General features: G+C 36.0%; 15 protein-coding genes. 4 read left to right on the forward strand and 11 right to left on the reverse strand.

The annotated features are described in order from the left end of the window. Window positions 1-8 precede the first annotated feature (8 nt). Window positions 9-338: a DUF6804 family protein gene (locus tag K9M53_RS08600; RefSeq protein WP_224013850.1), complete on the reverse strand. Its 330-nt coding sequence runs from the start codon at window positions 336-338 to the stop codon at window positions 9-11. A 639-nt stretch (window positions 339-977) separates the two neighbouring features. On the opposite strand from K9M53_RS08600, the gene K9M53_RS08605 reads away from it, so the two are divergent. After that, on the forward strand, window positions 978-1,397 hold the full coding sequence (locus tag K9M53_RS08605; RefSeq protein ID WP_224013852.1) for a hypothetical protein: 420 nt from the start codon (window positions 978-980) through the stop codon (window positions 1,395-1,397). Window positions 1,398-1,798: 401 nt separating this feature from the next. Here K9M53_RS08605 and gyrA read toward each other — a convergent pair whose 3' ends face one another. Beyond that, window positions 1,799-4,366 carry a DNA gyrase subunit A gene (gyrA, locus tag K9M53_RS08610; RefSeq protein ID WP_224013854.1) on the reverse strand — a complete coding sequence of 856 codons (2,568 nt, stop codon included), beginning with the start codon at window positions 4,364-4,366 and terminating at the stop codon, window positions 1,799-1,801. 189 nt (window positions 4,367-4,555) lie between these two features. Continuing rightward, the gene (locus K9M53_RS08615; RefSeq protein WP_224013856.1) at window positions 4,556-4,906 is read right to left on the reverse strand and encodes a helix-turn-helix domain-containing protein; all 351 of its coding nucleotides are present in this window, start codon (window positions 4,904-4,906) and stop codon (window positions 4,556-4,558) included. 627 nt (window positions 4,907-5,533) lie between these two features. On the opposite strand from K9M53_RS08615, the gene K9M53_RS08620 reads away from it, so the two are divergent. From K9M53_RS08620 to K9M53_RS16215, 3 genes are all read left to right on the forward strand, one after another. Next, window positions 5,534-6,844: a saccharopine dehydrogenase C-terminal domain-containing protein gene (locus K9M53_RS08620; protein ID WP_224013858.1), complete on the forward strand. Its 1,311-nt coding sequence runs from the start codon at window positions 5,534-5,536 to the stop codon at window positions 6,842-6,844. 128 nt (window positions 6,845-6,972) lie between these two features. Further along, entirely contained in the window at window positions 6,973-7,233 is a 261-nt protein-coding gene (locus K9M53_RS08625; RefSeq protein ID WP_224013860.1) for a GIY-YIG nuclease family protein, read from the forward strand. Between the two features lie 200 nt (window positions 7,234-7,433). Next, window positions 7,434-7,613 carry a GIY-YIG nuclease family protein gene (locus tag K9M53_RS16215; protein WP_224013862.1) on the forward strand — a complete coding sequence of 60 codons (180 nt, stop codon included), beginning with the start codon at window positions 7,434-7,436 and terminating at the stop codon, window positions 7,611-7,613. Between the two features lie 172 nt (window positions 7,614-7,785). Here the strand turns inward: K9M53_RS16215 and K9M53_RS08635 are convergent, their stop codons facing one another. From K9M53_RS08635 to K9M53_RS08670, 8 genes are all read right to left on the reverse strand, one after another. Further along, entirely contained in the window at window positions 7,786-8,220 is a 435-nt protein-coding gene (locus K9M53_RS08635; RefSeq protein ID WP_224013864.1) for a DUF3276 family protein, read from the reverse strand. 108 nt (window positions 8,221-8,328) lie between these two features. After that, window positions 8,329-10,167: an ABC transporter ATP-binding protein gene (locus K9M53_RS08640; RefSeq protein WP_224013866.1), complete on the reverse strand. Its 1,839-nt coding sequence runs from the start codon at window positions 10,165-10,167 to the stop codon at window positions 8,329-8,331. Window positions 10,168-10,239: 72 nt separating this feature from the next. Further along, window positions 10,240-10,995 (reverse strand): tyrosine-protein phosphatase, encoded by a 756-nt coding sequence (locus tag K9M53_RS08645; protein WP_224013868.1) that lies wholly within the window; start codon window positions 10,993-10,995, stop codon window positions 10,240-10,242. Between the two features lie 6 nt (window positions 10,996-11,001). Further along, entirely contained in the window at window positions 11,002-11,766 is a 765-nt protein-coding gene (locus K9M53_RS08650; protein WP_224013870.1) for a glycosyltransferase family 2 protein, read from the reverse strand. Between the two features lie 95 nt (window positions 11,767-11,861). Next, window positions 11,862-12,416, reverse strand: a complete 555-nt coding sequence (locus K9M53_RS08655; protein WP_224013872.1) for a WcaF family extracellular polysaccharide biosynthesis acetyltransferase — start codon at window positions 12,414-12,416, stop codon at window positions 11,862-11,864. Next, window positions 12,416-13,564, reverse strand: coding sequence for a glycosyltransferase family 4 protein (locus K9M53_RS08660; protein ID WP_224013874.1), 1,149 nt, complete (start codon window positions 13,562-13,564; stop codon window positions 12,416-12,418). The genes K9M53_RS08655 and K9M53_RS08660 overlap by 1 nt, the downstream gene beginning before the upstream one ends. Beyond that, entirely contained in the window at window positions 13,557-14,132 is a 576-nt protein-coding gene (locus tag K9M53_RS16220) for an exosortase/archaeosortase family protein (protein WP_224013876.1), read from the reverse strand. The genes K9M53_RS08660 and K9M53_RS16220 overlap by 8 nt, the downstream gene beginning before the upstream one ends. A 7-nt stretch (window positions 14,133-14,139) precedes the next feature. Further along, a complete protein-coding gene (locus K9M53_RS08670) occupies window positions 14,140-15,189 on the reverse strand; it encodes an acyltransferase family protein (protein ID WP_224013878.1) in 1,050 nt (349 codons plus the stop codon). Window positions 15,190-15,210: the final 21 nt, after the last annotated feature.

The following is a 15,210-nucleotide window of genomic DNA, read 5'->3' on the forward strand; positions in this document are numbered from 1 at the left end:
ATGGCATTTCAATCCAAATGCATTTCCCTGTTCCTGAAATAATTGATGAGATCACTTATAAACCAGATGGCAACAGAAATTGCTATAAGGGTATTTATCCAGCTCCATACTTTATAGGAAAAAACTATAGGTGCAACCGGGTTAAATAAAATGGCACAACCCAAACTTAATACGGAACCAATGGGTTGATCATTCTTAATAGCTGCAAAAACCAGGTAAAAAAACCCTATGCAGACTATAATGCGCATAGAATCATAAAACTTATAATACTGGTTTGAAAGGCTAAGCAATAATAATATTACAATTATTAGCTTCACTATTATTCTCAAAAATTTCATAAACGAGTTAAAGATAATAGCTACAAAATTTGATGCCAAAAAAATCTATTTATTATGACATTTTATATTTAAGATCATGCAGGCTAAGCTTTTTATTATTAAAAATATAGATATCAACTCTACTCATATTTTAATTTAGCTAAATATGAAGGATTAAATAAGACTTTAAAACACATTGAATTTCAATACCCTAATTTTAATTTGTAAATTTTTGTTAAAATAAATTTGTAGTTTAACACTTTTGATCTAAATTGTACTTATCCCGCTCTACGAAGACTGTATACATTACTTAATCTTTAAAATGTACAATTATGTTTACAGTTATTTTTATTCTTATCGCAGTTGCACTTACAGTGACAATTTTTAAAGATGTATTATCTGAAGTTTACAAAGATTCTTCAAATTCTGTTTCTAAGATTTTCAAAAAAGAAAAGAATTAATATCTGTTGTAGCGCTTGAATTAAGTACCTGTTTAACAGGTGCAGGTACTTTATCGCTTCTTACCTGCGCTGTCCTTAATTATTCAACTTTATATAGTAGATGGCTTGCCCGCTCTTAATTGTTCAACAGTTAAGCAATTTCGTGCCTTATTTATACGTTTTGTTTAAAGATCTTGTTTACTAACCAATAAATTCTTTTATGAGCAATTCAATCGTGTTCATATCAAAGCCTGCTATTTTGAACAATACGCTTCCTAAAACAAAACCCGAAAGTTTTGTACCTGATTTTCATTATGAAATCAACAAGCCCGCAGGTATAGAAAACATAGCTCTTGCAATTGATCTTATTTACAATATCCAGGCTGCTGAAACGATCTTTACTTTCAGCACACGTTCTGTTTGTGAAATTGAAACCAAACATTCTGAAACAGAAATTTACATGATATTGCACCGGGCAATGAAAGTGGTGATCGATAATTTCCGGCAGATGTTCAGAGAGTTGAACCTGGAAGGTTATACCAATGATATAGATGTTTTATTCCCCTATCCAAAGTACGATGCTATACAGCCGGTGCTACGAGAGATTTTCAATCCTGCTATTAGTTTTATAAATAATTAGTACTTCGATTAAAAAGCATTCCTCCATTTGAGATTTATCAAGCCTTATTTCTTTTTACAAAGCAATCTATTTTAACTTAAAACAGTCTACTAACTGTTAAATGCCCCTAGGTTATCCACTATAATCGATTACAGGTGCAAAACTTAATATTCTATTTTTAAAATAAATTGTCCACTTTTAACGTTACAAAAATGATGATTCACGTACTGACAACCATATTGTTTTTCGTAGTGCTTTTTCTCATCATTCTTCCGGTAAGGATGATCAGCTCTTTATTTGCTTTTATGGGAAGTTTCTTTTTATAATTTCTTTTAAAAGTGAATTTGCTGTGCCATGAGAATAAACTAAAAAGGTGATTGCCTTTGACAATCACCCTTAAGATTTTTTACTTTAAACTGTTACTATTCTACTCCCGGAGTTTCGTTGTTTTCTGTTTCGTTCTGTTGTTGTTCCGGAGCTTCACCTTCTTCAGTTGGTTCCTCTTCTTCCTTTTCATCCATTTTGGTAATAGCTGCAATTTCATCCCCTTCATCCACACGAATTAACTTAACACCCTGGGTAGCTCTTCCCTGTTCACTAATACTTGCAACACTCATACGTATGGTAATACCGCTAACGCAGGTTATCATCAGATCTTCTTTTTCAGATACATCCAATAAGCCAACCAATGAACCGGTCTTATCCGTAACATTAATTGTTTTTACTCCTTTACCTCCTCTATTAGTAATACGATACTCATCTACCGGCGTACGCTTACCGTAACCTTTTTCACTTACCACTAAAACAGTTCGGATATTATCTTCTTTTGTCACGCATACCATCCCTACTACTTCATCTTTTTCATCATCCACTTCAATGCCGGCTACACCTATTGCACCTCTGCCGGTTGGTCTTACTTTTTCTTCAGGGAAACGAATGGCACGTCCGCTTTTAACTGCCAACATAATTTCGCAATTGCCGTTTGTTAATTTGGCTTCCAATAATTGATCGCCTTCCAAAACATTAATAGCATTAACACCTGTTTGGCGTGGACGGCTGAAATCTTCCAATGCTGTTTTCTTGATTATACCTTTCTTGGTACACAGAACAATGTAATTGTTCTTTACATACTCTTCGTCTTCAAGGTTTTTAATATCAATGATCGCACGCACTTTATCGTCCGGCGGCAACTGAATCACATTTTGAATGGCTCTACCCTTTCCGGTCTTATCTGCTTCCGGAATTTGATACACATTCAACCAATAACATCTTCCTTTTTCAGTAAATATCAAAAGCGTATGATGTGTAGATGCTACAAACAAATGCTCGATGAAGTCTTCGTTACGGGTAGTGCTACCTTTAGAACCACGACCGCCTCTGCGCTGCTGGCGATACTCATCTGCAGATGTTCTTTTAATGTAACCTAAATGTGAAATAGTCACCACAACATCCTCTTCCTCAATCAAATCCAGCATTCGTATCTCATCATCCAAATAGGTTATTTCTGTCTTACGTTCATCTGCAAACTTGGCTTTTACTTCTATTAATTCATCTGTGATGATCTGATAACGCATTCCTTCATTGTTTAAAATCTCTTCCAGGTGTGCTATCAGTTTTAATATTTCTGCATGTTCTTCCCTGATCTTATCTATCTCCATTCCGGTTAAACGCTGCAGGCGCAATTCCAATACCGCTTTGGCTTGTATCTCACTCATGCCAAACTGCGTCATCAATCCATCCTGTGCAATTGCCGGGGTAGATGAATTACGTATCAAAGCGATCACTGCATCTAAATTATCCAACGCAATGATGTAACCTTCCAATATATGCGCTCTTTCTTTTGCTTTGCGCAATTCATATTGTGTACGACGAACAACCACTTCGTGACGGAACTCGATAAACTCTACTATTAGATCTTTCAGGTTTAATATTCTCGGTCTTCCTTTTACCAAGGCCACATTATTAATACCGTACGATGTTTGCAGCTCCGTTAACTTATACAACTGGTTTATCACCACCTGTGCTACTGCATCTCTTCTTAGTTCAACAACAATACGGGTGCCCTCTTTATTATTACTTTCGTTATTTACATCGGTTACACCGTCAATCAGCTTTTCATTAATAAGGTCGCCGATTTTTTGTGTAAGCGTATCACGGTTTACCTGGTAAGGAACTTCGGTAATAACTATCTTTTCTTTCCCTTTGCTATCTGTTTCAATATTGGTTTTACCTCTCAGCACTACCCTGCCTCTACCGGTATGCAGCGCCGATCTTATGCCTTCAAAGCCATAGATGATACCTCCGGTCGGGAAATCAGGTCCTTTTACAAAACCTGTCAGCTCTTCTATAGTGATCTCTTTGTTTTGAATATAAGCGATACAACCGTCCACCACTTCGCCGAGGTTATGCGGCATCATGTTGGTTGCCATACCCACTGCAATACCGCTACTGCCGTTTACCAGTAATTGCGGAATGCGTGTAGGCAATACGGTAGGTTCCTGCAACGAATCATCAAAGTTTAGCTGAAAATCGACCGTTTCTTTTTCTATATCAGCCAACATTGCTTCAGCAATACGTTGCATACGTACTTCCGTATAACGCATAGCAGCCGGTGGATCTCCATCCTGGCTACCAAAATTTCCCTGTCCGTCAATTAATGTGTAACGCATAGCCCAATCCTGCGCCATACGAACCATGGTATCATACACCGAAGCATCTCCATGCGGATGATACTTACCCAGCACTTCCCCTACCACCCTGGCACTTTTCTTATAGGGTTTGTTAAACGTCATGCTAAGCTCGTTCATGGCAAAAAGCACACGGCGATGCACGGGCTTAAAACCATCACGAACATCCGGCAGCGCACGTCCTACAATTACACTCATCGAGTAATCGATGTAGGATGTCTTCATTTGTTCTTCGATATTTACCGGGATTATTTTACCTCTGTTAGAAGGGTTTTCGTTGTTTAGATTTTCCTGATTCTCCATAAAAATTAATAGTCTGCGAAGTTAACCATTTAGCAGCGGTTTTCCTTACTAAAATAAGGTGTTTTGAGTGGGTTTTTGTTCACATTTTTAGGCGTGATTGTGGGTATGTTTATATAAAAAAAGGAACACTGATAACGCTGATTTTTAAGAGGATCAGGATTATCATAAAAATCATAAAAAATCAGCGTTCTATTTCCCCGCCAGTTCGTCCAAATAACGTTGCAAATCGCCCATTTTTTCAGGTGGCAATGCCCGAAGTTTGGCACTGATGGAAGCCTGCTTAGGTACCGCTTTTAATTTCTGCAAGGGATGTGTGGGAGCAACAGTGCTATTGTCTTTCGGTTGCCAGCTTAATAGTTCGGTAGGTGTGCAGTTAAGCAGCAGGCAAAGCTTTTCCAGCTTTACATAGGTAATACTTGCCTGTGTATGATCAACCAGCCGTGCGGCATCCACATGCGTAAAGCCATTTTTTACCAGCCAACGCTTCGGGTCTTCAATACCGATATTGTTGCAATGCTTTTTTATGTCGAGAAAGAGCATAATAGAGTCGTTTTATTAAAGTTACCCAGGATATATTATTCGTCGATACCTCTACATTTATTTCATGATGATAAAAATCAATCATTGATAGAATAATAATTATTTGCTGCTAATAAGAGGATGACATTGATAGTATAAAAATTGTTTCCCGATGATAGTAGTATATCATTGATATTATAGGAAAGCTTCCTGCTGATAGTGGTACATCATCCATAGTAAAAAAATAATCATACACGATATAAAATAGCACATGAATGGTATATCAGCCTTCCCCAATCCTCCCGAAGGGAGGGCTTTCAAGAGTGTAATTGTTTAAGACGGCGGATACTCATTAAAATAGAATTTTCCGAATATAGAAAGTTTTAGAAAGTTAAATAGGTCCGTCTTCGACAAGCTCAGACTGACAGCTCTTAGATATGTTTGTCATGTTGAGCTTGTCGAAACGTGGCAAACATATCTAAAAGCGGCGGTTAATGATCTTACTCTTTATACTCGTGAACACTTTTATTGAATAATTAAACCCCTAAACAATACCTCTGCAAAAGAAAAAAGCAGGCAGCCAATTGTACTGTATCACATCTTAGATAAATCTATTCTTCTTTGTAACTTGTATTATAAACCTCAGCGATGCCTTCAACCATATTACTTTTTGGTGCCGGTAAATCTGCCACCGTTTTAATAGATCATCTCATCAGCGAAGCCGATACAAATGATTGGCTGGTTTTAATTGCAGACACCAACAAGGAACAGATTCTGGCTAAAACAAACAATGCCGCTTGTGTGCAGGCATTTGCCATTGATGTAAAAGATGATGCCGAACGGGGCGCTTTAATAAAGCGAGCTGATATTGTTATCTCCTTAATGCCGCCTGCTTTGCATATTCTTATTGCAAAAGATTGTGTTGCGTATAACAAGAACTTACTCACCGCCAGTTATGTAGATGATGCTATAAAAACGCTGAGCGAAGAGATCAAAGAGAAAGGTTTACTCTTTCTATATGAAATGGGGTTAGACCCCGGCATTGACCATATGAGCGCCATGCAATTGATTGATTCCATAAAATCAAAAGGTGGAAATATCACTTCATTAAAAAGTCATTGCGGTGGATTGGTTGCACCTGAAAGCGATGACAATCCCTGGCATTATAAAATAAGCTGGAATCCACGGAATGTAGTAATGGCGGGCAAAGCAGGCGCTGTATATAAGAAAGATGATCGTATCATAAAAGAAGAATACAGGCAATTGTTTATTGGTGATAGAAGAATAACAATTGATGGGCTTGATTTTTTAGCATGGTATCCTAACAGGGATTCATTGTTGTACATCGACCTTTACCATTTACAGGAAGCAAAAACTTTTATAAGAACAACTTTGCGGCATCATGAATTCATTTATGGCTGGAAAAAGATAATTGAATTGGGACTTACCAATGAAGAACAGCGTTACGAAATAGTAACTACTTCACTATCTGACTTATTTAAAAATCAATTTAAAATTGTAAACGACAAAAGTGGCATTATAGCCGAACAGCTAAGCTACCTGGGAATAGATGACAGCGATACGTTTATTCCGGCAGGAAAATATAGTGCTGCTGATATTTTACAATTCATTCTTGAAAAGAAGCTGGCGCTAAGAACAGGTGATAGGGATATGGTTGTAATGTGCCATGAAATTGAATATACGTTGGATGATGAAATTTATACTATACAAAGCAGCATGATCGTAAAAGGGGAAAATGAAAGTAAAACGGCAATGGCAAGAACGGTTGGTTTGCCGTTGGGTATAGCGGCTAAATTGATTCTTACTAAAAAAATTCAATTAACGGGATTACAGATCCCGGTTGCGAAGGAGATCTATGAGGCGGTGTTACCGGAGCTGCGGGAATTTGGAATCAATTTTACAGAGAATGCTGGCCCGTCTTCGACAAGCTCAGACTGACAGATCAAGTATCGTGCAGATAAAACGAAATTTCATTTATTAGTTTGTTCTGTAAATTACCTTTTAAATTTTTAAACTGTCAGTCTGAGCTTGTCGAAGACGGCTGATTAATTCGTAACAAATATCAGATGGACATCATTGGTAAATATTGTGTTTATATTGTTGAATGCATCGATGGCAGTTATTATACCGGTGTTACCAATAATATTGAACGAAGATTGTGGGAGCATAATAACGAGGAAAACAAATTGAGTTATACTTATAGCAGAAGACCTGTAGTACTAAAATATTGCGACCGATTTGTAAATATAAAAGAGGCTATTGCCTGGGAAAAGCAAATAAAGGGTTGGTCAAGAAAAAAGAAGGAGGCTTTATTTAGAGAAGATTGAGAAGGTTTAAAACTTCTGTCTAAATCAAAATCAGCGCCTGATAATAATGGCCCGTCTTCGACAAGCTCAGACTGACAGATTTTAGGATTGTTCAGATAAAACAATCCTCTTTTAGTTGCTTGCGCCACAAATTATCTTTCAAACTTTGAAAATCTTGTCAGGCGGAGCTTGTCGAAGCCAATCAATTTAATTATAGCAATATGGACATCATTGGTAAATATTGTGTTTATATTTTTGAATGTAGCGATAACAGTTATTATACCAGTTTTACCAATAATATTGAAAGAAGATTATGGGAGCATAATAATAAGGAAAACAAATTGAGTCAGCGTCTGATGGCAATGGCCCGTCTTCGACAAGCTCAGACTGACAGATTTTAGGATTGTTCAGATAAAACAATCCTCTTTTAGTTGCTTGCGCCACAAATTATCTTTCAAACTTTGAAATCTTGTCAGGCTGAGCTTGTCGAAGCTAGCATAAAGTAGTTCTGCAAACCACAAATAAAAAATCCTCTCAAAAGAGAGGATCGCATACAGTTAGTTTCGATATACATTACCATCTGTCCACCTCTTCGGTGCTGCCATTATCAGCAGGAGCCGAAGTTTCGGTAGGAGCAGCCGCTGCTTTTTCAACAACAGGCTCAGAAGCAGGAGCATCAGCAATTTCTTGCTTTCCTTCTTCGCTTCCTTCAAATGGAGTATCGTGGTTAAAAGCGTCAAAATCAAAATCAGGCATTAATTCAGTTTTCACATAATCAACCGCTTCGTTCAAGCCCTTAATAAATTTGTTGAAGTCTTCTTTGTAAAGGAAAATCTTATGCCTGTCATAACCATCAGAATCAAAGCGTTTACGGCTTTCAGTAATGGTTAGATAGTAATCATTTCCTCTGGTTTCTCTTACATCGAAAAAGTAAGTTCTACGTTTTCCGGCACGGATACGTTTGCTATATACGCTATCCTGTTTTTTGTCGTTGTTTTCGTACGCCACAGTGTTAAGTTTTTAGTTTTTTAAGCAGATAGTCAATTTTTTATGCAGGCAAAGATAAAATTGTTTTTCAAATAGCAAAATTTTCGACTCTATCGGGGGATAAATACTTTATAACTCATGAATTGCAGTCTCATCCTGTTTTTGCTGGCGCAAATACATCTCTTTATAAAACCCGTTTTGACGAAGTAGTTCTTCGTGTGTTCCCTGTTCTACAATTTTACCTTTATCCAGAACCAATATCTTATCAAAATTCAATAGAGAAAATATCCGGTGTGTAATAATAATAGCTGTTTTATCACTGATATAAGTGTTTAAGCTTTGGATGATCTCTTTTTCGGTTTTTGCATCTACAGCACTTAAGCAATCATCAAAAATTACAATTCCGGGATCTTTAATTAACGCCCTTGCTATTGAAATACGTTGCTTTTGACCACCGCTTAAGGTAACTCCCCGCTCTCCTATCATTGTTGCATAACCTTCTTTAAATCCTGTTATTTCATTATGAACGTAAGCCTGTTTTGCAGCAGTAGTTATTCTTTCTTCGCTGCCGGCATCTACACCAAATAAAATATTATTACTTACCGAATCGCTGAACAGGAAAACATCTTGTGGCACATAACTTACAGAAGTGCGTAAGTAATGCAGATCGATCTTAGTTAAAGGAGCTCCATTGTATAAGATCATTCCGGTTGTTGGATCGTACATACGCAATAACAATTGTGCAATGGTTGATTTGCCGGAACCTGTTCTTCCTACAATAGCAATTTTTTCTCCCTGCTTTATATGAAGAGAAAAATCCTGCAACGCTTTAATGCCTGTATGAGAATAGGTAAAGCTTACATCTGCAAATTCTATATCACCGTTTAAAGCAGGCTTTAATTGTTCGGCAGGATTATCTACTCCCGGAGCAATCTTTAAAAACTCATTGATACGTTTTTGCGATGCGGCAGCCCGTTGTGTCATGCTTGCTGTCATACCTATAGCCATAACAGGAAACATCAGCATTTGAATGTACATTACAAACTCTGCAATAGTACCAACCTGGTTTGTTTGCGGATGACCGATAACATTTAAGCCTCCCACCAATATGGTAAGCACGGTACTAATACCGATCAGAAGAGACATGCTCGGAAAATAAATGGCTTCCACCTTTGCCAGTCCTACTGCATTTTTACGGTATTCTTCACTGTTATGTCTAAAAAAGCCCAACATTGCTTTTTCCTGTATGTACGATTTTATAACTCTTATGCCTGAATAAGATTCCTGCGCATTGGTAGTAAGATCGCTGAGCAAGGCTTGTATGCGTTCGCTTTTTTTATGAATGATAGTATTTACAATATAGATGGTGATGGCTAATATCGGTAAAGGCAATAAAGCCACAATTGTAAGCTCCGGACTTGTCTTCCACATAAAATAAATGCTGAAAGTAATTACAGCCAATAAGTTGCAGATATACATCAATGCAGGTCCTGTAAACATCCGCACCCTTCCAACGTCTTCCGATATACGATTCATTAGATCGCCGGTGCTATGAACTTTATAAAATGATTGGTCTAATTTTAAATAATGTGCAAATACCTGTTTCTTTTGGTCGTATTCAATTAAGCGACTCATAACAATGATTGTTTGTCGCATTAAGAACATGAATACACCACTTATAACTGCCAGCACTAATAACACCACGAAACACCATAATACTTTTTGTGAAAATGTTTGTACTTCTATTTTATTAATGATGGATTGAACAAGGATATCATAGTTCTTTATTTTAGAGGAAGTAATGGACGGCTTATTCTCTATTTTATTTACAACAGTATCTACTACATAACCTGTTAGCTGCGGTGCTAATATTCTGAAATAATTGGTGAGAACAATAAAAAGAATACCCAGTACAAAGCGAAACTTATGTTTCCAAAAGAAATGATTTAAAGCAGAAAGATGTTTCATTGTTTATAGTCGATAATGAGATAGCCCATAGACCATAGGTTTAGAGCATAACAGAAATTTGTGGAGAATGTTTTAAAGAATGGAAAAATCGTTGTAAACGCGGTCGGATAAGTAATGATGGAGTATGTTAAGCGTTTCCTTTTTTTGAAAGAGCTGCAAATGTTTATCATTATGAAGATCGGTTCCAACAAAGTCTACAATTCCCTCTTTCAACATAAACTTCGCCGCTTTTGCAGCAGCAGGTCCGTATTGCCCGGTTAAGGATAATAAGTTTATCTGCAACAAAAAGCCCATATCTTTTAAGTGATAATAATTTTCAGGGTTATCATGATAATAAAAATATCTTTCAGGATGCGCCATGATAGGCTTATATCCCTGGGTTATTAACTCAAAAGCAATTTCATTCAGATTACCGGTGACTGTTGCAAAAGATTGTTCCGTAAGAACAATGTTTTTATGAATGGTAAGAAGCTTTTCTTTATTGGTAAGCAGCCGATAAAAATAATCATCCATTAAATATTCGGCTGCAGCACTTATTTCCACATTTATTTGAGCTGCTGCTAAAGCCGGCTTTAGCTTTTCCAACGCATTGTTGATCGTTTCAGGAGTATTGCGATACATGTCGCTGATGACATGCGGTGTTGCAATTGTTTTACGAATGCCCAGATTGTATAAGCCACGTATTAATGCAACGGATGTTTCAATATCCGGCGAGCCATCATCAATACCCGGCAGCACATGAGAATGCATATCGGTATTAACCGGAAGCTGTATATATCTTGAAGTATCTTTTGGTTCTTCAGACCTGCGTTTGAAAAAACTAAACATTATAAATCAGGGACGATGAGTAAACGTATAATAATACTGGTGAACTTTTATCAATGGTTTTAAAACAGATGCAATGAACGGAAAAGGAATACGATTGGTTCTCATTGCCAGGTAATCTCTTCTATTGGCACGTATGCGGCGCCCTAAACTTGCATTACTGATGCCGCCTGTTCGCATACGAACAATCAATTTTTCCAAATAAAACGCACTGATACGATGGCGATATAAATAACGGGCCATGAACTCGTAATCTGCTGCTGTAAAATAGTGTGATTCGTAGCCGCCATATTTTTCTACCACTTCCTTACGTATGTAAAAAGTAGGGTGTGCCGGCATCCAGCCATATAAAAAACGATTACGATTGTATTTGCCCCCCTTCCAAAAACGGAGGATCTTATCTGTGTTTTGAGGATCTACATAAGTAAGATCGCCGTATACACAATCTACTTTACTTGTTTTAAATGTTTCAGCAATTTTGGTGATAACATCTTCGGAAGCCAACACATCATCACTGTTTAAAATACCGATCACCTCTCCTGTTGCCATCTTCATTCCTTTGTTAATGGCATCATACATTCCGTTGTCTTTTTCAGATATCCACTTTGCTATATGCGATTCGTACTTTTTAATAATATCTATTGTGTTATCTTTTGAACAACCATCTATAACGATATGTTCAATATCATTATAATCTTGCCTGATAACAGAGTTAATACAATCATCTAAATACTTAGAGGCGTTGTAAGTAACTGTAATAATGGTCACTTTCATTTTCTAAACACGATAAATTTCAGGAACAGCTCCGGACAAATTTATATAAATTATTTATTTTCTTAAGAATAATGGAGACAGCTGTTATTGCAAAGCTATATCATTTGTCTGGTTTTAGATGGCAAAGCAGGATTACCAATATATATAGTATAAGGTTCCATCATTTTTTTTGCTACAGAATTGGCGCTTAATATACTATGAGACCTGCAGGTGGTACCTCCCAGCACAATTGCCCTGGTTCCTATCCATACCCCATCTTCCAGTATTATTGGATTAGAAAAAAAATCGAAGCTTTCTTTTTTATAATCATGCTCGCCGGTGAGCAATAAAGCCCCTTGCGATAAAGTTACGCTCTCTCCTATTGTAATATCAGATAAATTATCTATCCAGACATTCTCACCAATCCAACTGTGATCTCCGATTTTTAGTTTCCATGGATATTTAATATTTACACAGGGTTTTATAACGACGCCTTTACCAATAGTGGCGCCAAATAATCTTAAAAGTGATGTTTTTGAGGAGGATATTATATTAAAAGGATTTTTGAAAAAGATAACGTTCACAAAATACCATAAAAACTGTTTTGGCTTAGATGCCCCGATCTTTATAGTGGTTACAAATAGTGCGTTATTTACCTTTTTTTCATTCATTAAGAAAATAGTTGAACGTACTGAGGTTTAATGTTTGTTTTTTGAATAAACTCTTTTGCAAAATTATAAGCGGCTTTACACCATTCGTCAAATTCAGATTGCGACCATTCTGCCGCCTGCGCAATTGCATTGTAAAAAGCGTCTTTATCTTCCAGCGGAATGTCCCAACCTATCTTTTGAGGCTCCAAATTACGCCAGGGAGTTTGATCACTTATCAAAACCGGCCGTCCTGCACTAAATGAATCAAAAATTGCATGCCCAAAATTTTCTCCCAATGTAGGTAAAACAAAAATATGTTGCTGGCTTATTGCAGTAAACATCCTTTCATTGGGAATAGCATCCTGAATGGTTACTTTAATGTTTTCAGGCAAATTTGAAATGGCTGTAATGCATTTTTGAAAATACACTTTGTGATCTACATGCCCATATATATTTAAACGGATCTTATAATTTTTGATGCTCTTAAGTAAATCAATAAAATATAAAATGTTTTTTTTGGGATGGATCCGTGATATAAATACAAAAGACACTTCTCCTTTTTCCTTTCTGCCAAATTCTAAGCTTTCTTTATTTATATGGGGGATGTTTTGAAGTACGCTGATATTCGCTTTTTTTCCGAAATATTTTTGAATATCCGATCTCTCCTGTTCATCTGTTGCGTGAAAAAATATTTTTTTAGCAAGCCTGGCATATTTTAATGCCTTTAGAAAAAATATTTTTTTTATTTTTTTTGATCGAATGGCCCCCTTGTGCAACATGCCTCTTGGGGCTAAAACCACTTTGCAGTTTTCATTGGCTTTTTTTACCGCTCTTAAAGGTAAAATAGCGTAGCCAAAAGAAAACATACTATTAATATAAACGGTGTGTGGTTGCACTTCTTTAATAACGGTAATAATATTATTTAAAGTATTGTGCTCTGCACTGGCATAAAAGATCTTTTCAGAATTTATTTCCAACCATTTGTTGGCAACAATATTTTCATAAGGTTTTGTGTCATCAATGTCTCTATCGGAAGTATAAATATAAATATCGAATTCATCTTTCAATAATGCAACAATGTTCCTGCACGATTGAATAGGCCCACCCGCTTTGTATCCCGGATAATACCAGTCGACAAACAATAGTAATCTTTTTTTAGAATTATTCATTCGGTGATCGCAAGGTCGTTTTTTTTGAACGCTGAGACCTGTCGTATAAGAACATCAATAAAAAAATAACAAGATATACGGCTATATTAAAAAGCAGATGATGATTATACTTTAGAAAAAATTTGCTATTGTTTAAATACAGATCAAGCAGTAAAAAAGAAATTCTTAAGACATTAACGAACCAGATCATTAATAACCCCAATAACGTCCAAAATATTTTTCTTTTCCAGGAAGATCTGTTTGCTAAAACAAAAGCCGCCCAAAAACTCATTACTCCATATCCTATGCAGGAGTAAACAAGGCGAACACTACTACGACTTATTTCTACCTGTTTATCTGTAATAGAAACATCTTTATATCCTATTATGTAGAGCAACCCTCTTGCACCTTTCAATAACGATGTTCTGAGCCACAAAGGGTAGTTAAAATATCGATTTATGATTTCAGAATAATGCCCATTTGGCGCTGCAAGCCCTATTACGAGAATTGTACCGTAATAAAACAAACAAAAAAGCAGGAGGAATTTTAGTATAAAAAAGATATTATGTTTTGAAAACGATAGTTTCATTAATAGTCTATAAAATTTTGGCTGCTATTTTTTTAGCTAACAAATGAGAAGGTTTTTCCACAAGAAGATAAAACACATATGCAATAACAACAGCAAGCACAATAAAAACAAAATAAGAGAATTTTGTTAGTGTAAATATGTTGCAAAGCATTTTAAAAATAAGCGCATGCAATAAATAAAGTGAATAAGAAAATGTTCCCAATTTTTCTAAAAAAGTATATGGTTTTTTGTGCTGATAATACAGTATCTCATTCTTTAACCAAACAAATAAGAGTAAGGCAAAAAAATTCATCGTGATAACAAAACTTAAAAACAAATGGAATTTTGCAAAATTAAGTATCACTGACAGGACAAATACAATAGTTCTTAATGATACCAGTTTTTTAAATGAAATTGATTTCGTTGTTGAACCATTCTGTAGCTGTTCAGCGATCAAAACACCCAAAAGCCAGCAGGGTAACCCTACTGCCCATGTTAAAGAAGGCCCCAATTGCCAATAATCGCCATACCTGGCTGTTTTCTTTTGATGAATAAATGTAATAATATCAAACCTACATAACCAGCAAATTAAAATAAGTGCAATAAAAAAAGCAATCATGAATTTAAGCTTCCAGCTAAGTTTTATTTTGCACAATAAAGGATAAATTGTATAAAATATAAGCTCACAATACAAGCTCCAAATCGGGATCAAATTAAAACTATTATAGGGAACTGCAATAGCAATTACTATAATAAGTGGTAGTCCTATGCGTAACCATCTACGTAATAAAAAATTGCTTACATTATTAATGCCATCTTTATTAGGATAATGAATTACAAGCCCTGAAATAAGAAAAAAGGCAATAACGGCTCCTACACCTAAAAAGAAATTAGGTAACATCATCCCAAAAGATCGAATGATTGCAAAATGACTTTGTTTTAAATAAGGAACCCAGGGAGATTCATAGTGAGACATCAACACTATAAAGGCCAAAATAAATCGAATTGAATCCAATCCTTTTATCCACGTAAACTTAGCTTTTGTATCACTTGTATTTGTAGGAATAGTAGCAGACAAAATTTTTATTTTTATTTTTGA

This window comes from Ferruginibacter albus (genome assembly GCF_020042285.1).
Lineage (GTDB): Bacteria > Bacteroidota > Bacteroidia > Chitinophagales > Chitinophagaceae > Ferruginibacter > Ferruginibacter albus.